Raw genomic sequence first — 19,697 nt, 5'->3', positions numbered from 1 at the left:
CCGGACGGTGAGGGCCTAGTATCATCCCAGGTCCGCCATCAGCACTTTTGAACGACGCTGATAGTTGTACATCTCTTTCTTTGTTTCCGGCAGAGAATCGATATCCACCGGCGTGAACCCGCGCTCCTGGAACCAGTGAATGCTGCGCGTCGTCAGGACGAACAGCTTGCTCAGCCCCATCTGGCGCGCCTGTGCCGCCACGCGCTCAAGCAGCATTTCACCGCGTGAAGAGCTACGGTAATCAGGATGCACCGCCACGCAGGCCATTTCACCGATCTTCTCTTCCGGGAACGGATAGAGCGCGGCGCAGGCGATGGTCAGGTTATCGCGCTGAATAATGGTGAATTTGTCGATCTCCATCTCCAGCTGCTCGCGTGAACGACGCACCAGGATACCCTGCTGTTCCAGCGGGCGGATCAGTTCCAGAATACCGCCGATGTCGTTGATGGTGGCGCGGCGGATCTGCTCCGCACTCTCCATCACAATCTGTGTACCAATACCGTCGCGGGAGAACAGCTCCTGCAGCAGGGCCCCGTCTTCCTGATAGCTGATAAGGTGGCTGCGGCGCACGCCGCTGCGGCAGGCCTTCACGGCGCCACGCAGGAAGCGGACGGTGCCGGAGTAGTAATCGCCTTCGGCTTCCAGCGCTTCCACGCGAGCCTGGGCTTCATTCGGGAAGAGTTCCGGCACGATCGTTCCCTCATCGTTCACGACGCCCTGGGACGAGCAAAACCCAATCATTTTTTCCGCCTTCAGCTTGATTGCCAGCTGCGTGGCAATCTCTTCGGACGTCAGGTTAAAGCTTTCGCCAGTCACGGAAACGGCGACCGGGCCCATCAGCACGATGGCACCGCTGTCCAGCTGACGGTGAATAGCTTCTTCATCAATACGACGAATGCGACCGCTGTGGCAGTAATCCACGCCATCGTCCACGCCGAGCGGCTGGGCAATGATAAAGTTGCCGCTCACGACGTTGATATGCGCGCCCTGCAGCGGCGTGTTGTTCAGGCTCATGGACAGGCGAGCGGTAATATCCAGCTGCAGCAGACCTGCCGCCTGTTTCACCAGCTCAAGGGTTTTGGCATCCGTGACGCGGGTATGTTTGTGGTAAATCGGCTCGTGGTGATGAGCGGCCAGGTTGGCGTCGATCTGCGGACGGGCGCCATAAACCACCACCAGGCGGATCCCGAGGCTGTGCAGCAGGCCAATGTCATTGACGATGCTGGAAAAATTTTCATGCTCAATGGCTTCGCCGCCAAGCATGATGACAAACGTTTTTCCCCGATGGGCGTTGATATAGGGAACAGAATGGCGGAATCCCTGGACCAGTTCGGTTCTACGTTCCTTCACCATGGCACAACCCTTAATGAATGTTTATTCGTAATTTATGTATTTTTATTCGATTGTGACCGCGTGTGCAAGCGCAAATTTTCCGCGACCCACAGAATTTGGTAAGTAATCCGTGCGTTAGCGTATGATTGTTTACCCTTTTATAGATGACAGTTTATGCGTCATTCGTTAAAGTTTTCGGTCAATCTGGACATTTTGTATATCAGTCAGTGTTCTTGCTCGGGAGAAGCATGTCGGGATCCAATTCAGCAATAAGCCGCCGCCGTTTGTTAAAAGGGGCCGGGGCAATGTGGTTGCTTAGCGTCAGTCAGGTCGGTCTTGCCGCAACCAGTCAGGTGGTAGCGGTGCGCGTCTGGCCATCGTCGACCTATACGCGCGTGACGGTCGAATCCAATCGCGTGCTGAAATATAAGCAATTTGCCCTCAGCAACCCGGAACGCGTGGTGGTGGATCTCGAAGGCGTTAACCTCAACTCCGTGCTGAAAGGGATGGCGGCGCAGATCCGCGGCGACGATCCGTTTATTAAATCGGCGCGCGTCGGGCAGTTTGACCCGCAAACCGTGCGCATGGTGTTTGAGCTTAAGCAGAACGTGAAGCCGCAGCTGTTCGCCCTGGCGCCCGTCGCGACGTTTAAAGAGCGACTGGTCATGGATCTCTACCCGGCCAATGCGACGGATATTCAGGATCCGCTTCTCGCCCTGCTGGAGGATTACAACAAAGGCGATCTTCAGCGTCAGGTGCCGCCCGCGCAAAGTGGTCCGCAGCCGGGGAAAGCAGGGCGCGATCGTCCGATTGTGATCATGCTCGATCCTGGCCACGGCGGCGAAGACTCCGGCGCGGTGGGAAAATACCGTACGCGTGAAAAAGACGTGGTGCTGCAAATTGCCCGTCGCCTGAAGGCGTTGATTGATAAAGAAGGCAATATGCGCGCCTATATGACGCGCAATGAAGATATCTTTATTCCGCTGAAGGTCCGGGTGGCGAAAGCACAGAAGCAGCGCGCAGATTTGTTCGTGTCGATCCATGCGGATGCGTTTACCAGCCGCCAGCCAAGCGGTTCGTCCGTGTTCGCGCTCTCAACCAAAGGCGCGACCAGTACCGCCGCGAGATACCTTGCGAACACCCAGAACGCCTCTGACCTGATTGGTGGCGTGAGCAAAAGCGGCGATCGCTACGTCGACCACACCATGTTCGATATGGTGCAGTCGCTGACCATTAACGACAGCCTGAAGTTTGGTAAAGCGGTGCTGGGCAAGCTGGGGAACATCAATAAGCTGCATAAGAACAGCGTTGAACAGGCCGGATTTGCGGTACTCAAGGCGCCGGATATTCCGTCCATCCTGGTTGAAACCGCGTTTATCAGTAACGTGGAAGAGGAGCGTAAGCTCAAGACGGCAAAATTCCAGCAGGAGGTTGCGGAGTCGATTCTGGCAGGGATTCGTGCGTATTTCTCTGACGGGGCGACGCTGGCGCGGCGCGGATAACGCTTTCAGCCGGGTACACGCCCGGCAAATTCACAAACGACAGATACAAAAAAACACCCTTCAGGGTGTTTATTGTTTTAGAAGTGTTGGTTGCGGGGGCCGGATTTGAACCGACGACCTTCGGGTTATGAGCCCGACGAGCTACCAGGCTGCTCCACCCCGCGTCCGTCTTTCTACTCTTGTAGAAGCTTACTTCTTCAAATTTGATTGGTTGCGGGGGCCGGATTTGAACCGACGACCTTCGGGTTATGAGCCCGACGAGCTACCAGGCTGCTCCACCCCGCGTCCGTCTTTCTACTGGTCGTAGAAGATACTTCATCAAATTTTAATTGGTTGCGGGGGCCGGATTTGAACCGACGACCTTCGGGTTATGAGCCCGACGAGCTACCAGGCTGCTCCACCCCGCGTCCGTGGATGCGCACTATACTCGGATAGACTTATGATGCAACCCCTTTTTCACATTTATCATGATTTTGTATGCAAATTGAACGACATGGCGTTGTTTGGACTATTTTTTGCGCAAAATTTGCCAAAGGGCATGCGATCGCATTTCATTAGCCCTGGCGGTTTGTTATCTTCATCACGCGGAAATGGGCAACTTAAAAACGAGATATAATGAAAGGACGTTGGGCGAAGTATCTGATGACGGGCGCAATGGTAGCGATTCTTGCGGCCTGTTCTTCCAAACCGACCGATCGCGGTCAACAGTATAAAGACGGGAAGTTATCCCAGCCTTTCTCTTTAGTTAATCAGCCTGATGCTGTCGGCGCACCGATTAATGCCGGTGATTTCTCCGAGCAGGTCTACCAGATCCGCAACGCGTCGCCGCGTCTGTATGGCGCCCAGAGTAGCGTATATAACGCGGTCCAGGACTGGCTGAAAGCAGGCGGCGATACGCGCAATATGCGCCAGTTTGGTATCGACGCCTGGCAGATGGAAGGGGCCGATAACTACGGCAACGTCCAGTTTACCGGCTATTACACGCCAGTTATCCAGGCACGACACTCGCGTCAGGGCGAGTTCCAGTATCCTATCTACCGTATGCCGCCAAAACGCGGTCGCCTCCCGTCGCGCGCCGAGATCTACGCCGGTGCGCTGAGCGAAAACTACGTCCTGGCCTACAGCAACTCCCTGATGGATAACTTCATCATGGACGTTCAGGGCAGCGGCTACATTGATTTTGGCGACGGTTCGCCACTTAACTTCTTCAGCTATTCCGGTAAAAACGGCCACGCCTATCGCAGTATCGGCAAGGTGCTGATCGACCGCGGCGAAGTGAAGAAAGAAGATATGTCGATGCAGGCGATCCGCGAGTGGGGCGAGAAGCACAGCGAGGCCGAGGTGCGCGAGCTGCTTGAGCAGAACCCGTCGTTCGTCTTCTTTAAACCGCAAAACTTCGCGCCGGTGAAAGGGGCGAGCGCAGTTCCGCTGATTGGCCGCGCGTCGGTAGCATCCGATCGTTCGATTATTCCTGCAGGCACCACGCTGCTTGCTGAGGTCCCGCTGCTGGACAACAACGGCAAGTTCAACGGCCAGTATGAGCTGCGTCTGATGGTGGCGCTGGACGTCGGCGGGGCGATTAAAGGCCAGCACTTCGACATCTATCAGGGTATTGGCCCTGACGCAGGTCATCGCGCGGGCTGGTATAATCACTACGGACGCGTGTGGGTACTGAAGGCGGCACCAGGTGCCGGAAACGTATTCAGCGGCTGATTGTGGTATTCTGAGCGCAATACGGATTACTGTTCAGGGTGAGGATAACCTCACCCTTTTTACATCTGAGGTTTTATGTCTGTGGTAATCAGCGACGCCTGGCGCCAGCGTTTTGGCGGGACGGCACGTTTATATGGTGAAAAAGCCCTGCAGCTGTTTGCGGATGCGCATGTCTGCGTCGTGGGCATTGGTGGTGTGGGGTCGTGGGCGGCAGAAGCGCTGGCGAGAACCGGTATTGGCGCAATCACGCTGATAGACATGGATGACGTTTGCGTCACCAACACCAACCGTCAAATCCACGCCCTGCGCGATAACGTTGGTCTGGCGAAGTCTGAGGTCATGGCGGAGCGTATCCGCCTGATCAACCCGGAATGTCAGGTCACGGTGATCGACGACTTTGTGACGGCAGATAACGTCGCGGAGTATATGAGCAAAGGCTACAGCTATGTGATTGACGCCATCGACAGCGTGCGGCCAAAAGCGGCGCTGATCGCCTACTGTCGTCGTTACAAGGTTCCCCTGGTGACGACGGGCGGCGCGGGCGGGCAAATCGACCCTACGCAGATCCAGGTAGCCGATCTGGCGAAAACCATTCAGGATCCGCTGGCGGCTAAGCTGCGTGAGCGCCTGAAGAGCGACTTTAACGTGGTGAAGAACAGCAAAGGCAAGCTGGGCGTTGACTGCGTGTTCTCGACCGAAGCGCTGGTTTACCCGCAGGCGGACGGCTCCGTGTGCGCGATGAAAAGCACGGCGGAAGGACCAAAGAGAATGGATTGCGCCTCAGGCTTTGGCGCGGCCACGATGGTGACCGCTTCCTTTGGCTTTGTGGCGGTGTCACACGCCCTGAAGAAGATGATGGCGAAAGCGGAGCGTCAGGCCTGAGCCTGGCGTGCGACGTCCTGCACGGCTTCGCTTAGCGCGATCAGCCCCTGACCGCGCGAGGCGCTGAGCTGCGCGCGCAGCCCAAGCTCATCAAATAACGCCAGCGGCGAATGGGCCAGCAGTTCCGCCGCGCTTTTTCCTTCAACAGCGGTCAACAATACGGCCAGCAGGCCCCGGACAATCCGGCCTTCGCTGTCGCCGAAGAAGTGCAGCTTTTCGCCGGAGACGCTCACGCCAAGCCAGACGCGGTTTTCACAGCCTGCGATCTCTTTCGCCTGCGCTTTGAGATCGTCTGAAAGGGCAGGGAGCTGTTTACCCAGCAGGATCAGCTGTCGATATTTATCTTCCCACTGCTGGAGCGGGGCGAAGGTCTGTTTCAAGGTCTCTTCTGTGATGACGGTGCCAAACGGATGTCCGGCTAAAGCAGCGCTAGTCATTAATCCACCAGTATTTCAAGGGCACGGTCAACGGCGGCAACCAGCGCGTCGACATCGCTTTGGGTATTATACGGCGCAAACGAGGCGCGCAGCGTACCGTTAACGCCAAGCGCCGCCAGCAGCGGCTGGGCGCAGTGCTGTCCGGCACGCAGGGCAATGCCATACCCGGCCAGCAGCGTCACCATGTCGCTGTGATGTACGCCCGCAAAATCAAAGGCGAGCAGGCTTGAGTCCTGAACGCGGAACGAGCGGAAGCCCGGGCGCTTTTTGAGTTCTTCCTCTGCCAGCGTCGCCAGCCCCCGGCTCCAGCTTTCAGCCTGAACAATGTCGATTTCAGCCAGCCACTCCAGCGCCGCGCTTAAGCCAATCACCCCCGCCACGTTCGGCGTACCGGCTTCCAGACGATAGGGGATGTCCTGCGTTTTGAAGCCCTCGAACGACACTTCGGTAATCATTTTGCCGCCACCAAGCCACGGCGTCATTTTTGCCAGCAGTTCTGGCTTGCCGTACAACGCCCCAATACCGGTTGGCCCATAAAGTTTATGTCCTGAGAAGGCATAGAAATCGATATCCAGCGCCTGCACGTCGGCGGGGAAGTGCACCACGCCCTGAGCGCCGTCAACCATCACCACCATCCCGCAGGCATGGGCTATGCGAATGGCCTGAGCCAGATCCGGGCAACCTCCCGTGACGTTCGACATCTGTCCGAGCGCCAGAATGCGACTGCGGGAGGTAATCAGCTCGGGGAGGCGAGCCACATTGGGCAGAAGGTCTGCACCCAGCGGAAGCTTCACCACGCGTGCGCCCGTCTGCTCGGCCACCATCAGCCACGGCACCAGGTTGGCGTGATGTTCCGCCTCGCTGACGACGATCTCATCGCCCGGCTGAAGCAGCGGGCGCGCGAAGCACTGGGCCACCATGTTGATGGCCTCGGTCGTGCAGCGCGTCCAGACGATGTTTTTCCCGCTTTCGGCATTGATCAGGCGGGCGACCTGATCGCGTGCCGCTTCATAGCGCGCGGTTAACCGCTGCGCTTCGGCAAACTGGCTGCGATGCACGTTCCCGGCGCTCAGGCTGTAGAACTGCTGAGTGGCCTCAATCACCGCCTGGGGCTTAAGGGCGGTGGCGGCGCTATCCAGATAAATACCGGCATCGGCCAGCGCCGGAAACTGTGCGCGGAACTGCGCAGGGCTGAAAGCGTTCATGGGATTCCTCATTTCAATATAGCGATCGTCGCGCAATTTCAGCTGCAGGGCAAGGAGGTTGATATCTATCAGAATTGTCTGCTTATCCTGATGACCTCAAAAAAGCAGGTTATGCTAAATAGTGTTAGGCGGATGTTTTAGCCTGTTATAAATCGAGGTTTGAATAGCATTAATTGCTAAAGGAGAATAATCATGAATAAGACAGCTGCAATCATTTCTGCCTGTGCGTTTACTTTTGCCCTGAGCGCCTGTTCTGGTAATAACTACGTGATGCACACCAACGATGGTCGTTCTATCGTTTCGGAAGGGAAACCGACTACCGATAATGATACCGGGATGATTTCGTACAAAGATGCTAACGGGAACAAGCAGCAGATCAACCGCACGGACGTGAAAGAGATGAAAGAGATCGAGCATTAACAGATCGCAAGCGAAAAAAAAGCACCGCAAATTGGCGGTGCTACATTAATCACTATGGACAGACAGGGTAAATGTACAGGAAGTGAAAAATTGGTAGCGTTGCTACCGTGGTCTGAATCGCAGACCAATTGCAAACACAACAACACAACATCACAACCGTAAGCCAAAAGCCCTTCAGAACACGCATTCCGAAAAAAGCTCTTCGTTCCGGCTCAGGAAGTGCCGCCACTATAGGTATTTGCTGGTAGTTCCTCAACGGACAAATTATAATGGCTCAGATAAAAAAAACTAATAGGTTAAACGTTGTTTCCTGTTTGTTAAAATCCGTTAACATCTAAGCCAGATAACCATGTCAAAGCGATTGCCACCTCTTAATGCATTACGTGTTTTTGATGCAGCAGCACGTCACCTGAGCTTTACCCGCGCAGCAGATGAGCTTTTTGTGACACAGGCCGCAGTAAGTCACCAAATCAAGTCTCTGGAGGATTTTCTGGGCCTTAAGCTGTTTCGTCGACGCAACCGTTCGTTGCTGTTGACCGAAGAGGGGCAGAGCTATTTTCAGGATATTAAAGAGATTTTTTCCCAGCTTACGGAAGCCACGCGTAAGCTGCAGGCTCGCAGTGCAAAAGGTGCCCTGACTGTCAGTTTATTGCCCAGTTTTGCGATTCAATGGCTGGTGCCCAGACTCTCAAGCTTTAACTCAGCTTATCCGGGGATCGACGTTCGAATCCAGGCGGTAGATCGTCAGGAGGACAAGCTGGCCGATGACGTGGATGTCGCCATTTTTTATGGTCGCGGTAACTGGCCGGGCTTGCGTGTTGAGAAATTATACGCAGAATATCTCCTGCCGGTCTGTTCTCCCCTGCTGTTAACGGGCGACAAGGCGCTGAAGTCTCCCGCTGATCTGGCGCAGCATACGCTTTTGCATGATGCCTCTCGCCGCGACTGGCAAACTTATACCCGTCAATTAGGTCTTACTCATATAAACGTGCAGCAGGGACCCATCTTTAGCCACAGTGCGATGGTGTTACAGGCTGCCATTCACGGACAAGGCGTGGCGTTGGCGAACAACGTCATGGCACAGTCTGAAATTGAGGCAGGCCGCCTGGTCTGCCCTTTTAATGATGTACTGGTCAGCAAGAATGCGTTTTATCTGGTTTGTCATGACAGTCAGGCAGAACTGGGTAAAATAGCCGCCTTCCGGCAGTGGATACTGGCGAAAGCGGCAACCGAGCAAGAAAAATTCCGCTTCAGGTATGAACAATAACGTTTGTGTGCCGGGCACGCATCAACTCAGGACTTAAACATGACCAGCCGATTCATGCTGATTTTTGCCGCGGTGAGTGGCTTTATTTTTGTTGCACTGGGCGCCTTTGGCGCACATGTATTAAGCAAGTCTTTGGGCGCTGTAGAGATGGGCTGGATCCAGACCGGCCTTGAATATCAGGCATTCCACACGCTGGCTATTTTTGGGCTGGCGGTGGCGATGCAGCGTCGTATCAGTATCTGGTTTTACTGGAGCAGCGTGTTTATGGCGCTGGGTACCGTGTTATTCAGCGGTAGCCTGTACTGCCTTGCACTCTCACATCTACGCCTGTGGGCGTTCGTTACACCCGTCGGTGGCTTCAGCTTCCTGGCGGGTTGGGTATTAATGTTTATCGGAGCTATCCGTCTGAAACGCAAGGGCGTTGTTCATGAATAAGGTTGTTTTATATTGTCGCCCGGGGTTTGAGAAAGAGTGCGCCGCGGAAATTACCGATAAAGCGGCGAAGCGCGAAGTCTTCGGCTTTGCCCGCGTAAAAGAGAACGCGGGCTATGTGGTATTCGAGTGCTACCAGCCTGAAGACGCAGACAAGCTGGCACGCGAGCTGCCGTTCAGCTCGCTGATCTTTGCTCGCCAGATGATTGTTGCGGGTGAGCTGCTGAAGGATCTTCCGCCGGAAGACCGCATCACGCCAATTGTCGGCATGCTGCAGGGCGTGGTGGAAAAGGGCGGCGATCTGCGCGTTGAAGTGGCGGATACCAACGAAAGTAAAGAGCTGATGAAGTTCTGCCGTAAGTTCACCGTGCCGCTGCGTGCGGCGCTGCGTGATGCGGGCGTGCTGACGAACTACGAAACGCCGAAGCGTCCGGTAGTGCATATTTTCTTTATCGCACCGGGCTGCTGCTATGCAGGCTATTCGTACACCACCAACAACTCTCCTTTCTTTATGGGCATCCCGCGTTTGCGCTTCCCGGCCGATGCGCCAAGCCGTTCCACGCTCAAGCTGGAAGAGGCGTTCCACGTCTTTATCCCGGCGGATGAGTGGGATGAGCGTCTGGCAAACGGCATGTACGCCGTCGACCTTGGCGCGTGCCCGGGCGGCTGGACCTATCAGCTGGTGAAACGCAATATGTGGGTATCGTCCGTTGATAACGGCCCAATGGCGCAAAGCCTGATGGACACCGGGCAGGTTACCTGGCTGCGTGAAGACGGTTTCCGCTATCGCCCGAACCGTAACAACATCTCGTGGATGGTGTGTGATATGGTTGAGAAGCCGGCAAAAGTGGCTGCGCTGATGGCCTCCTGGCTGGTAAACGGCTGGTGTCGTGAGACCATTTTCAACCTCAAGCTGCCGATGAAAAAGCGCTATGAGGAAGTGTCGCAGAACCTGGCGTACATTCAGGAGCAGATGAACGAACACGGTATTAACGTGGAGATCCAGGCACGTCAGCTGTATCACGATCGTGAAGAGGTGACGGTGCATATTCGTCGCTGGTGGGCTGCGGTCGGCGGACGTCGCGACGAGCGATAGTGCGTGCTTTTTTTTGCCCGGTGGCGCTGCGCTTACCGGGCGAAAAAACTGTGTAGTCGTTTTAACGTTCTAAACGCAGCTGCTGTAAATTCCCGTCGAGCTGTAAATCCGTCTGTAGCGTTGCGATTTCCCGGCAGATAAACGCAATCTCTTTATGCGCCTCCAGCTTCTTGCGCCACTTTTCCGGCACCTCATCCAGGCGGGCGTAAATCCCTTCCAGACTCTGAAAATCGGCCAGCAGCTGCGCGGCGCTCTTCGGCCCAATACCGGCGACACCCGGAACCTTAGAGCTGCTGATGCCTGCCAGCCCCCAGTAATCCGGCAGTTGTCCAGGCGAGACGCCGAACTCGCTGGCAATAAATGGCGCGTCCAGCCAGCGTTTTTGAAAATAGTCGCGAATGCGGATAGTGGGAGAGAGCAGCTGGCAGTAGCCTTTGTCAGTTGAAACGATAGTGGCCTGATGCCCGGCGCTGGCTACCTTTACGGCCAGAGTGGCTGCGAGATCGTCGGCTTCATTTCCCTGTGCGCCCCAGCAGGGGACGCCCCGCTGTTCAAATGCAGCGCGCAGCATGGGCAATTCAGCGTGAAGATCGTCCGGCATCGGTGCGCGTCCGGCTTTGTAGTCGGGCAAACGCTGGTGTCGCCAGCCCGTGTTGCGGTCTTCGTCATCAAAAACCGCGACCGCATGGGTGGGCTCGCTGTGGCGGATAAGCTGTTCCAGCGCGTGCAGGCAGGTGTCTTTACAAGGCGTCCCCTGTACCGCATGGATACGGCGAATCAGGTTTAGTGCATCGACGATAAGTAAATGAACGGCCACAGATAATCTCCCTTCTATCTCATATGTGAAGGGTAACACTGTCAGCAGCGTGAAACTATGAATGGTGGGGAAAACAGGAAGAAGCCTCGCAAAACGAGGCTTCCTGAGAGGCTTAATCGCAGGTTACGATCTTCATCGCCAGGCCGCCGCGAGAGGTTTCGCGGTATTTGGCGTTCATATCTTTACCGGTTTCGTACATGGTTTCGATAACCTTATCGAGACAGACGCGCGGCTCGCTGGTGCGGCGCAGCGCCATACGTGCCGCGTTAACCGCCTTCACGGAGGCAATCGCGTTACGCTCGATGCACGGAACCTGTACCTGGCCGGCAACCGGGTCGCAGGTCAGCCCCAGGTTGTGTTCCATGCCGATTTCCGCTGCGATGCACACCTGCGCCGGGCTTGCGCCCAAGAGTTCCGCCAGACCCGCCGCCGCCATAGAGCACGCCACGCCGACTTCACCCTGACAGCCCACTTCCGCACCGGAAATAGACGCGTTCATCTTATACAGAGAACCAATCGCACTGGCCACCAGCAGGTAGCGCGCCAGCGAGTTCGCGTTCACTTCACGGATAAACTTGTCGTAGTACGCCAGCACCGCCGGAACGATACCGCAGGCGCCGTTAGTCGGCGCGGTGACCACGCGGCCTCCTGCGGCGTTCTCTTCGTTTACCGCCAGGGCGAACATGTTGATCCAGTCCACCACGGCCATCGGGTCCGTTGTCGTTTTGTCGGTGCTCACCAGCATACGGCGCAGCGCAGCAGCACGACGCGGCACGCGAAGCTTGCCCGGCAGAACGCCTTCGGTGGTGATCCCGCGCTCAATACCGCCGCGCATCACTTCCCAAACGTTTGTGAAGTGCTGTTCGAGCTCCTCTTTGCTGTGAAGTGCCAGCTCGTTTTTCATCATCAGGCCGGAGAGGGAAAGGCCCGTCTCCTGGCAGTGGCGCTGGAGGTCTGCCGCCGTTTTGTACGGATACGGCACCTCGACAGAGGAAGTACTGGTTTGACCAAAGTGGTCTTCGTCGACGATAAAGCCGCCGCCGATAGAGTAATAAGTCTGGCTGTATACCGCTTTTTCGCCGGCCAGCGCGGTAATGCGCATGCCGTTTTCGTGCAGCGACAGGTTGTCCGCATGGAAATTCATGCAATGGTCAACCGGGAATTCAACCTCGTGCTCGCCGTTCGCCAGCAGCAGGCGACCGTGGGTATTAACGTCCTGGATGAAACCAGGGATCGCATCAATATCAACGGTATCCGGCAGGTTTCCCGCCAGGCCCATGATAATCGCGATATCGGTATGGTGGCCTTTCCCGGTCAGGGAAAGCGAGCCGTACACATCTACAACCACGCGCGTAATGTCGTGCAAGATGCCGCGTGCAATCAAGTCATCCGTGAACTGCTTACCGGCTTTCATCGGTCCGACGGTATGAGAGCTGGAAGGACCAATACCGATTTTGAAGATATCGAATACGCTAATCATGATGCGTCCATTGCTTTCAGTCAGAGAGGGAGGAGTGCGCCGTCCGAAAACGGCGCGGGTGGTAATCAGAACATGGTGTACAGGGAGTAGAAGATCGCAGAGATTGCGATAAGACCCATGATAACCACAAACACGTTGCTCACATGACCGCTGTACTTACGCATAGCAGGGACTTTCTGAATCGCGTACATCGGCATCAGGAATAGAATCATCGCGATGACCGGGCCGCCCAGGGTTTCAATCATGCCCAGGATGCTTGGGTTCAGGGTCGCTACTGCCCAGGTGGTGAGCAGCATGAACAGCGCGGTGATTTTGTTCAGCTTGTTGATTTCAATGCTCTTGCCTTTACCGCGCAGAGATTTAATCACCATACCGTTGAAGCCTTCACGTGCGCCGAGGTAGTGGCCCAGGAAGGATTTGGTGATGGCGATAATCGCGATGATCGGTGCCATCCACGCAATCAGCGGTGCGTTAAAGTGGTTCGCCAGGTAAGACAGGATAGAGATGTTCTGCTCTTTCGCTGCAGCCAGATCCGCCGGGGAAAGGCTCAGTACGCAGCTGAAGACGAAGAACATAACGGTCAGAACCATCATGATGTGAGCGCGTGCCAGGATGCTGGAGCACTTCTTCTCTGCGCCGTTACCGTACTCTTCACGTTTCGCAACGGCGAAGGAAGAGATGATTGGAGAGTGGTTGAAGGAGAAGACCATTACCGGAATCGCCAGCCAGAGGGTCATCAGCAGGCCGTTACCGGTCGCCGATGCGCTGCTCAGGGACAGGGTTTCCAGCGCTGCACCGTTCCACTGTGGGATCAGGTAGCAGGCCAGCAACATCAGTGCAGCCACAAACGGGAACACCAGCACGCTCATCGCCTTCACAATCATCTGCTCACCGAAGCGCACGATGGTCATCATGCCGACAATCAGGATCAGAGACAGGATGGCACGCGGAGGCGGCGTCATGTGCAGCTGGTGCAGCATGAAGCTTTCAACGGTGTTGGTAATCGCCACGCTGTAAACCAGCAGGATAGGGTAAATCGCGAAGAAGTAGAGCAGGGTAATCAGCTTACCTGCGCCCACGCCGAAATGCTCTTCAACCACTTCAGTGATGTCTTCGCCCGGGTTTTTACCGGACAGCACGAAGCGGGTCAAACCGCGGTGTGCAAAGAAGGTCATCGGGAAAGCAATGATAGCCATAATGATCAGCGGAATCAGACCGCCGACGCCTGCGTTGATAGGAAGGAACAGTACACCAGCGCCGATTGCCGTGCCGTAAAGGCCAAGCATCCACATGGTATCCGTTTTGCGCCAACCACTTCGGGATTCAATCGAAGCAACGGTGCTGGTTTGAGTGGTTTCCATCTGTATCTCCTGGAGGAAGCGAATTGTCAGGTTTTTAGTCAAATCCGATGAAAAAGTGCCTGACGGTAATATGAAATTCGTTCAGTGACGGTTTTTTAATAATTTTTGCCCGTAACTATTGGCGGGCGGAAAGATACATTCTAGTTATGAATCTATCAGTGATCCTGATCCCAAATGCAATAATCCACTTATGATGTGGGCATCTTTAGACCATTTATCTGTTAAAAAAACACCAAAGAGAATTTACGGGCGCGAAGGCTACCACCAACGACACGTGAGCTGAAAGACTGGCCCGTGATATAGGTGTCTTTAGCTGTAAAGAAAGGGGTTTTTAGTATTTTCTGACGGGTAATTTAGATTAAGGCTGATAATTTACGGTTGAGAAAACAAGGTAATCGTTTGCGTTTGGGCATAGTTTGTTAAAGACATAAGTGATTCGTATGAATTACATCAGGAATAAAAAAAGCCGGGACGCGCAACAGGGCGACCCGGCTTTGATGAGATATCGCTAAGCGTTATGTGCAGATTTCGTAGCAAGGAATATAGGCTGAGCCTGGCAGCTTCATGCGGTGCTGGGCGACAAAGCCCTGCAGCATGTCGTCCATGCGGCGCATCATCTCCGGGTCGCCGTGGATCTTGTACGGACCGTATTGTTCAATGGCGCGGATGCCCATCTCTTTCACGTTGCCCGCGACAATACCGGAGAAGGCGCGACGCAGATCCGCAGCCAGCACTTCCACCGGCTGGTCCGGGTAGAGTTTCAGGTTCGCCATATTTTCGTGCGTTGGCTCGAACGGGATCTGCAGGTCTGGCGCAATACGGATTGACCAGTTAAAGCTGTACGCATCGCCGGTATCGCGACGGTTCTCCTTCACCAGCGGCATCGCTTTTTTCATCTGGCGCGCCACTTCCGCGGCATCGTCAATGATGATGCGATAGTGGCGACGGGCGGCTTCACCCAGCGTGTGCACGATAAACTCGTCCAGCACGCGGAAGTAGTCGGCGCTCTCTTTTGGCCCGGTCAGGATCAGCGGCAGAACCTGATCCTTGTTGGCCGGGTTCATCAGAATACCCAGCAGATAGAGCAGCTCTTCCGCTGTCCCCACGCCGCCCGGGAAGATGATAATGCCGTGGGCGATACGGACAAACGCTTCAAGACGCTTCTCAATATCCGGCATGATAATCAGCTCATTAACCAGCGGGTTAGGTGGCTCAGCGGCGATGATGGACGGTTCGGTCATGCCGATAAACCGTCCCTCTTTATAACGCTGTTGCGCATGCCCAACCGCCGCTCCTTTCATTGGTGCTTCCATCGCACCCGGACCGCAGCCGGTACAGATATTCAGCTCACGCAGGCCGAGTTGCGTTCCAACCCGACGGGCATAAAGGTATTCGGTTTCGTTAATGGAGTGGCCGCCCCAGCAGACAACCATGTTCGGCGCTTCGCCAACGTGCAGGGCACGGGCGTTACGCAATATGGAGAACACCAGGTTGGTGATATGGACCGAGCTTTCCAGATCGAGATGCTGGAAACGACCTGCGTTGTGGATCTGCCCGTTAACAAACAGGATGTCACGCAGCACGGCAAACAGGTTAGCCTGAAGTGAACGAATGATACGCCCGTCAACAAAGGCTTCTTCCGGCGGGTTGATGACTTCAAGCTTCACGCCACGCTCGCGGCGCAGCACGTTGATATCAAAGCTTTCGAAGCGGGACAGCAGTTCTTTACTGTTATCTGTCAGGCTTCCGGAGTTCAGTACGGCAAGTGAACAGTTACGAAACAGTTGATAAAGATCGCTGCTGGCCGTGCGCTTAAGCATGTCCACTTCCAGCTGCGACAACATATCCATTGAGCCAAGCGGGCTAATATGTGTAATCAAGTGAGCTCCTTACGGGACGATTATCGTCTTTCCCTGTTGATTACAATAGCCCTGGCGCGTGACGTTTCACAACCTAAAGCGCGGAAGATACCGCGCATATTGTGAAAATATTTATATTATTGACGCACCAGCCGTCCGGTCGCCGGCACAAAATCGGTGTTGGTGCGCCACGGGTTGATGTCCAGACCGCCGCGGCGGGTATAGCGCGCGTAAACGCTCAGTTTTTCTGGCTGGCAGAAGCGCTGAATATCGCTAAAGATGCGCTCCACGCACTGCTCGTGGAATTCGTTGTGATGTCGGAATGACACCAGGTAGCGCAGCAATTTTTCCCGGTCGATTTTCGGGCCGCGGTACTGGATCTGCACTGAGCCCCAGTCCGGCTGGTGGGTGATCAGGCAGTTGGATTTCAGCAGATGGCTGACCAGCGTCTCTTCGACCACCTTGCCACTCGCCGCGTTTTCGAGGTAATCGGCGCTGAATTCATAATTTTCCACCTCAATATCCTGATCGTCGATGCAGGTCCCGTTGAAGTGGGCGACTGGCTGCCCTTCCAGCTCGTGCAGGCGATACAGTGAAACGCTCACCTTTCCCTGCGCGCAGGCGCTTAAATCACGTTCCAGCGTGTGCTGAACGTCGTCCCAGCTGTTAAATTTTGTCTGGTTAAAGCTGTTGAGATAGAGCTTAAAGCTTTTAGACTCGACGAGATTCACGCTGGCATAGTCCAGCTCAACGTGGCCCACCGCCACCTGCGGCAGGCCGCGTGCGTTGAGCCACGAGAGTTCGTACAGCGTCCAGATATCGCCACCCACGAACGGCAGCGCGTCTGCGTGCAGACCCAGAGGATCGCGGTTCAGGCTGCGCGGCACGCCCTGCAGCAGGCTTGCATCGTAGGTATCGCGGTAATCGGTCGATTTACCCAGCGTTAAGCCGGTTAACGCCTGATGATTTTCGTAAGACATGTTTCATAGCCACTTTACAGGTACACTTATGGCCTGAGTTTATCCTGTCTGACAAGAAGAGAGAAATCGGTGGACATCGAAACTGCAAATGCCCTCACTACCTTTACGACCCGCTACTGCGACGCATGGCATGAAAAGCAGGGCACGTGGCCGCAAAGTTCTGATTTATACGGCGTACCTTCACCGTGTATTATCTCTTCGCTCGACGATTACGTTATCTGGCAACCAAAACCTTTTGACGGCGAGCAAAATGTAAATGCGGTTGAGCGGGCAATGGACATTGTGGTACAACCAGCGGTTCACGCATTTTATACCGCGCAGTTCGCAGGGGATATGCCCGCGCGCTTTGCCGATATCACGCTGACGCTGTTGCAGACCTGGAGCGAAGACGATCTGCAGCGTGTTCAGGAAAACCTGATTGGTCATCTTGTCACGCAAAAACGCCTTAAGCTTTCTCCGACGCTCTTTATTGCCACGCTGGACAGCGAACTGGATGTGTTATCCGTCTGTAACCTGTCAGGTGAAGTGATTAAAGAGACTATCGGTACCCGCAATCGCGAGACTCTCGCCCCCTCTCTTGCGGATTTCCTCACCCGCCTTGAGCCACTTCTGTAATCCCTGATGCTATAACGCGTGTGAGAGATCTCTTACAACGTTTGTGAGAGATCGCTGGAACATTCAGTATTACCTCATTAAATTCAGATTAATATCACTCTATTTTTCAATGAATTAGTTGTTCTGCCTATTATTTTTAGGGAGTCCTCGCGTCTTACAACGCTGGCTGAGTGGGTTGTAAGACGAAGCGGAATAGCGGATTCTATCTCCGTCGACAGGAAGCCGACACGAGAAACGAACATCAGGATGATGGCGTTTCACACTCAGGACTCGTCAGGATGGCGTTGCAGGAAGGCTTCAGGATGAAGCGAAGCGGATAACGCAAGATGCGTAAGGGACACCTCCAGGAAGGAGAACGAGAGCCGGTCAGGATGGTCGGTGGGTCAGGAAGGCCAGGACGTTTCAGGATGAAACAAACACGTCAGGAAGATGTGTGAAGGATGCAAAAGGTAGACGGATGACCAAGCCTTCGGGCTTCAGGAAAAGTTGTCACGGATGAGCAGGGAGCACGAATTGTAGCTGGATTGCTGCGGAACGAACCGGGAGCACTGTTTTTACAGTGCTCCCTTTTTTATTTCTGCCTTCCGCAATGCTATGCTGCGCGCCGTTCACTTTTTCAGTTGAGGTTACTATGACGCAACACGATAGCGTTCGTGCTCAGTTGCACGCCATCGAAGCCCTTTTGCGCCAACATCAGCTGTGGCAGGAGACCGCGCCGCAGCCAGAAGCGTTCGCGAGCACCCAGCCTTTCTGCCTGGATACGCTGGCCCCGTTTGAGTGGCTGCAGTGGGTGTTAATTCCGCGCATGCACGCCCTGCTTGAGGGCGGTCATCCGCTGCCGCAGGCGTTTGCTGTCTCTCCCTATTATGAAATGGCGCTCGAAGCGACGCATCCTGCGCGCGACGTCATGCTGGTCGAACTGGAAAAACTGGATTCCCTGTTTGCCGGTGAAGATGCATGACGCTTGAGATCCTCTATCAGGACGAGTGGCTGGTGGCGGTGAATAAACCGTCCGGCTGGCTGGTACACCGCAGCTGGCTCGATCGTGATGAGAAAGTGGTGGTGATGCAGACCGTTCGCGATCAGATTGGTCAGCATGTTTTTACCGCCCATCGTCTCGACCGGCCGACCTCCGGCGTGCTGCTGATGGGGCTTTCCAGCGAGGCGGGGCGTCTGCTGGCGCAGCAGTTTGAACAACATCAGATCCAGAAGCGCTACCACGCGATCGTGCGGGGCTGGTTGACCGAGTCCGCCACGCTGGACTACCCGCTGGTGGAGGAGCTGGACAAAATCGCCGATAAATTTGCCCGCGATGACAAAGGCCCGCAGCCCGCCGTGACTGATTATCGCGGTATGGCGACGACGGAAATGCCGGTGGCAACCAGCAAATTTCCGACCACGCGCTACAGCCTGGTTGAGCTTCTGCCCAAAACCGGGCGTAAGCACCAGCTGCGACGCCACCTTGCGCATCTGCGCCACCCGATTATTGGCGACAGCAAACACGGTGATTTACGCCAGAACCGCAGCGCGGCCGAACACTTTGGCTGCCATCGTCTGATGCTGCACGCGAGCGAGCTCAGCCTGACGCACCCGTTTACCGGCGAGCCGCTGACTATCCGTGCGCGGCTGGACGACGTCTGGATGCAGGCGCTGTCACAGTTTGGCTGGCTGGGACAACTCCCCGAAAATGAAAGGGTTGAGTTTGTATCGGGCAACGTTCAGGATGAAGAGTAAGCGCATTCAATATGGGAAAATAGCATGGCTGAAGTAGGCATTTTTGTCGGCACAATGTACGGCAACTCGCTGCTGGTAGCGGAAGAGGCTGAGGCAATACTCGCCAGCCAGGGCCATAAAGCCACGGTCTATGAAGATCCGGAGCTGGCGGACTGGGAAAAGTATAAAGATAAATACATTCTGGTGGTGACCTCCACCACCGGGCAGGGCGACCTGCCGGACAGCATCGTGCCGCTGTTCCAGGGCATTAAAGACCAGCTTGGCTATCAGCCAGATGTTCACTACGGCATCATCGCCCTCGGCGACAGCTCTTACGCCAACTTCTGCGGCGGCGGCAAGCAGTTCGATGCGCTCCTGCAGGAACAGAGCGCACAGCGCGTCGGCGAGATGCTGCTGATTGACGCGGGCGAGCACCCGGAGCCAGAAAGCGAATCAAACCCGTGGGTCGAACACTGGGCAACGCTGCTTAAATAGTTCTCCAGGCCGGGTAAGGCTTAACCGCCACCCGGCAACGAAGCCACACAAAATCCTCGATTCCGTGAAGCATCTTCCACTGCTTTGGGCT

At 55.3% G+C, this 19,697-nt stretch carries 19 protein-coding genes and 3 tRNA genes; 11 read left to right on the top strand and 11 right to left on the bottom strand.

All coding sequences use genetic code 11. The features are described from left to right. Window positions 1–21 precede the first annotated feature (21 nt). Complete coding sequence (gene argA, locus FOY93_RS17925; RefSeq protein WP_023294467.1) at window positions 22–1,353, bottom strand: amino-acid N-acetyltransferase; 1,332 nt, start codon at window positions 1,351–1,353, stop codon at window positions 22–24. Window positions 1,354–1,580: 227 nt separating this feature from the next. On the opposite strand from argA, the gene amiC reads away from it, so the two are divergent. After that, window positions 1,581–2,834 (top strand): N-acetylmuramoyl-L-alanine amidase AmiC, encoded by a 1,254-nt coding sequence (gene amiC / locus FOY93_RS17920; RefSeq protein WP_143345473.1) that lies wholly within the window; start codon window positions 1,581–1,583, stop codon window positions 2,832–2,834. Between the two features lie 87 nt (window positions 2,835–2,921). Here amiC and FOY93_RS17915 read toward each other — a convergent pair. The 3 genes from FOY93_RS17915 to FOY93_RS17905 all read right to left on the bottom strand — a co-directional run bounded on the left by FOY93_RS17915 (window position 2,922) and on the right by FOY93_RS17905 (window position 3,241). Then, window positions 2,922–2,998 (bottom strand) — tRNA-Met (locus FOY93_RS17915). A gap of 44 nt (window positions 2,999–3,042) precedes the next feature. Beyond that, window positions 3,043–3,119 (bottom strand) — tRNA-Met (locus FOY93_RS17910). Between the two features lie 45 nt (window positions 3,120–3,164). Further along, window positions 3,165–3,241, bottom strand: a tRNA-Met gene (locus FOY93_RS17905). Window positions 3,242–3,449: 208 nt separating this feature from the next. On the opposite strand from FOY93_RS17905, the gene mltA reads away from it, so the two are divergent. Both mltA and tcdA read left to right on the top strand, forming a co-directional pair. Next, a complete protein-coding gene (gene mltA, locus FOY93_RS17900) occupies window positions 3,450–4,547 on the top strand; it encodes a murein transglycosylase A (RefSeq protein WP_111965423.1) in 1,098 nt (365 codons plus the stop codon). Window positions 4,548–4,622: 75 nt separating this feature from the next. Then, on the top strand, window positions 4,623–5,429 hold the full coding sequence (gene tcdA / locus FOY93_RS17895; protein ID WP_003862764.1) for a tRNA cyclic N6-threonylcarbamoyladenosine(37) synthase TcdA: 807 nt from the start codon (window positions 4,623–4,625) through the stop codon (window positions 5,427–5,429). Here the strand turns inward: tcdA and csdE are convergent. Together csdE and csdA are read right to left on the bottom strand one after the other, a co-directional pair. Continuing rightward, window positions 5,420–5,866, bottom strand: a complete 447-nt coding sequence (gene csdE, locus FOY93_RS17890; RefSeq protein ID WP_143345472.1) for a cysteine desulfurase sulfur acceptor subunit CsdE — start codon at window positions 5,864–5,866, stop codon at window positions 5,420–5,422. The genes tcdA and csdE overlap by 10 nt on opposite strands. Further along, a complete protein-coding gene (csdA, locus tag FOY93_RS17885) occupies window positions 5,866–7,071 on the bottom strand; it encodes a cysteine desulfurase CsdA (protein ID WP_143345471.1) in 1,206 nt (401 codons plus the stop codon). The genes csdE and csdA overlap by 1 nt, the downstream gene beginning before the upstream one ends. Window positions 7,072–7,263: 192 nt before the next feature. Between csdA and FOY93_RS17880 the strand changes: the two genes are divergently transcribed. The 4 genes from FOY93_RS17880 (at window position 7,264) to rlmM (ending at window position 10,286) form a co-directional block, all read left to right on the top strand. Then, the gene (locus FOY93_RS17880) at window positions 7,264–7,491 is read left to right on the top strand and encodes a YgdI/YgdR family lipoprotein (RefSeq protein ID WP_008499648.1); all 228 of its coding nucleotides are present in this window, start codon (window positions 7,264–7,266) and stop codon (window positions 7,489–7,491) included. A 349-nt stretch (window positions 7,492–7,840) separates the two neighbouring features. Continuing rightward, window positions 7,841–8,758: a glycine cleavage system transcriptional regulator GcvA gene (gene gcvA, locus FOY93_RS17875; protein ID WP_032643156.1), complete on the top strand. Its 918-nt coding sequence runs from the start codon at window positions 7,841–7,843 to the stop codon at window positions 8,756–8,758. 39 nt (window positions 8,759–8,797) lie between these two features. Beyond that, a complete protein-coding gene (locus FOY93_RS17870; protein WP_023309031.1) occupies window positions 8,798–9,193 on the top strand; it encodes a DUF423 domain-containing protein in 396 nt (131 codons plus the stop codon). After that, complete coding sequence (gene rlmM, locus FOY93_RS17865; RefSeq protein WP_143345470.1) at window positions 9,186–10,286, top strand: 23S rRNA (cytidine(2498)-2'-O)-methyltransferase RlmM; 1,101 nt, start codon at window positions 9,186–9,188, stop codon at window positions 10,284–10,286. Before FOY93_RS17870 ends, rlmM begins: the two co-directional genes overlap by 8 nt. Window positions 10,287–10,347: 61 nt before the next feature. Here the strand turns inward: rlmM and xni are convergent, their stop codons facing one another. The 5 genes from xni to queF all read right to left on the bottom strand — a co-directional run bounded on the left by xni (window position 10,348) and on the right by queF (window position 16,783). Next, a complete protein-coding gene (gene xni / locus FOY93_RS17860; protein WP_143345469.1) occupies window positions 10,348–11,103 on the bottom strand; it encodes a flap endonuclease Xni in 756 nt (251 codons plus the stop codon). A 112-nt stretch (window positions 11,104–11,215) separates the two neighbouring features. Beyond that, window positions 11,216–12,583: an L-serine ammonia-lyase gene (locus FOY93_RS17855; RefSeq protein ID WP_111965429.1), complete on the bottom strand. Its 1,368-nt coding sequence runs from the start codon at window positions 12,581–12,583 to the stop codon at window positions 11,216–11,218. Between the two features lie 65 nt (window positions 12,584–12,648). Next, the gene (locus FOY93_RS17850; RefSeq protein ID WP_111965430.1) at window positions 12,649–13,944 is read right to left on the bottom strand and encodes an HAAAP family serine/threonine permease; all 1,296 of its coding nucleotides are present in this window, start codon (window positions 13,942–13,944) and stop codon (window positions 12,649–12,651) included. A 515-nt stretch (window positions 13,945–14,459) separates the two neighbouring features. Further along, window positions 14,460–15,824: a nucleotide 5'-monophosphate nucleosidase PpnN gene (gene ppnN, locus FOY93_RS17845; protein WP_023309027.1), complete on the bottom strand. Its 1,365-nt coding sequence runs from the start codon at window positions 15,822–15,824 to the stop codon at window positions 14,460–14,462. Window positions 15,825–15,940: 116 nt separating this feature from the next. Then, window positions 15,941–16,783, bottom strand: coding sequence for an NADPH-dependent 7-cyano-7-deazaguanine reductase QueF (queF, locus tag FOY93_RS17840; RefSeq protein ID WP_021241894.1), 843 nt, complete (start codon window positions 16,781–16,783; stop codon window positions 15,941–15,943). A 69-nt stretch (window positions 16,784–16,852) separates the two neighbouring features. Here queF and syd point away from each other — a divergent pair, with 69 nt between their 5' ends. The 4 genes from syd to FOY93_RS17820 all read left to right on the top strand — a co-directional run bounded on the left by syd (window position 16,853) and on the right by FOY93_RS17820 (window position 19,606). Continuing rightward, window positions 16,853–17,398 carry a SecY-interacting protein gene (gene syd, locus FOY93_RS17835; RefSeq protein WP_143345468.1) on the top strand — a complete coding sequence of 182 codons (546 nt, stop codon included), beginning with the start codon at window positions 16,853–16,855 and terminating at the stop codon, window positions 17,396–17,398. A gap of 631 nt (window positions 17,399–18,029) precedes the next feature. Further along, window positions 18,030–18,359, top strand: a complete 330-nt coding sequence (locus tag FOY93_RS17830; RefSeq protein WP_047173524.1) for a YqcC family protein — start codon at window positions 18,030–18,032, stop codon at window positions 18,357–18,359. Beyond that, window positions 18,356–19,132: a tRNA pseudouridine(65) synthase TruC gene (gene truC / locus FOY93_RS17825; protein ID WP_047173523.1), complete on the top strand. Its 777-nt coding sequence runs from the start codon at window positions 18,356–18,358 to the stop codon at window positions 19,130–19,132. The genes FOY93_RS17830 and truC overlap by 4 nt, the downstream gene beginning before the upstream one ends. Window positions 19,133–19,156: 24 nt before the next feature. Beyond that, window positions 19,157–19,606: a flavodoxin gene (locus tag FOY93_RS17820; RefSeq protein ID WP_029741558.1), complete on the top strand. Its 450-nt coding sequence runs from the start codon at window positions 19,157–19,159 to the stop codon at window positions 19,604–19,606. The last annotated feature ends 91 nt before the right edge of the window (window positions 19,607–19,697 follow it).

The sequence above is a fragment of the Enterobacter sp. 18A13 genome (genome assembly GCF_007035975.1).
Classification (GTDB): domain Bacteria; phylum Pseudomonadota; class Gammaproteobacteria; order Enterobacterales; family Enterobacteriaceae; genus Enterobacter; species Enterobacter vonholyi.
Note: the sequence above shows the minus strand (reverse complement) of the source record. Positions and strands in the feature narration are given on the sequence as shown.

Coding starts and splice junctions, on each gene's coding strand:
- rlmM (WP_143345470.1), top strand. CDS start 9,186: ATGAATAAGGTTGTTTTATATTGTCGCCCGGGGTTTGAGAAAGAGTGC.
- mltA (WP_111965423.1), top strand. CDS start 3,450: ATGAAAGGACGTTGGGCGAAGTATCTGATGACGGGCGCAATGGTAGCG.
- FOY93_RS17850 (WP_111965430.1), bottom strand. CDS start 13,944: ATGGAAACCACTCAAACCAGCACCGTTGCTTCGATTGAATCCCGAAGT.
- FOY93_RS17880 (WP_008499648.1), top strand. CDS start 7,264: ATGAATAAGACAGCTGCAATCATTTCTGCCTGTGCGTTTACTTTTGCC.
- argA (WP_023294467.1), bottom strand. CDS start 1,353: ATGGTGAAGGAACGTAGAACCGAACTGGTCCAGGGATTCCGCCATTCT.
- csdE (WP_143345472.1), bottom strand. CDS start 5,866: ATGACTAGCGCTGCTTTAGCCGGACATCCGTTTGGCACCGTCATCACA.
- amiC (WP_143345473.1), top strand. CDS start 1,581: ATGTCGGGATCCAATTCAGCAATAAGCCGCCGCCGTTTGTTAAAAGGG.
- FOY93_RS17820 (WP_029741558.1), top strand. CDS start 19,157: ATGGCTGAAGTAGGCATTTTTGTCGGCACAATGTACGGCAACTCGCTG.
- queF (WP_021241894.1), bottom strand. CDS start 16,783: ATGTCTTACGAAAATCATCAGGCGTTAACCGGCTTAACGCTGGGTAAA.
- tcdA (WP_003862764.1), top strand. CDS start 4,623: ATGTCTGTGGTAATCAGCGACGCCTGGCGCCAGCGTTTTGGCGGGACG.
- FOY93_RS17830 (WP_047173524.1), top strand. CDS start 18,030: ATGACGCAACACGATAGCGTTCGTGCTCAGTTGCACGCCATCGAAGCC.
- FOY93_RS17855 (WP_111965429.1), bottom strand. CDS start 12,583: ATGATTAGCGTATTCGATATCTTCAAAATCGGTATTGGTCCTTCCAGC.
- gcvA (WP_032643156.1), top strand. CDS start 7,841: ATGTCAAAGCGATTGCCACCTCTTAATGCATTACGTGTTTTTGATGCA.
- FOY93_RS17870 (WP_023309031.1), top strand. CDS start 8,798: ATGACCAGCCGATTCATGCTGATTTTTGCCGCGGTGAGTGGCTTTATT.
- truC (WP_047173523.1), top strand. CDS start 18,356: ATGACGCTTGAGATCCTCTATCAGGACGAGTGGCTGGTGGCGGTGAAT.
- csdA (WP_143345471.1), bottom strand. CDS start 7,071: ATGAACGCTTTCAGCCCTGCGCAGTTCCGCGCACAGTTTCCGGCGCTG.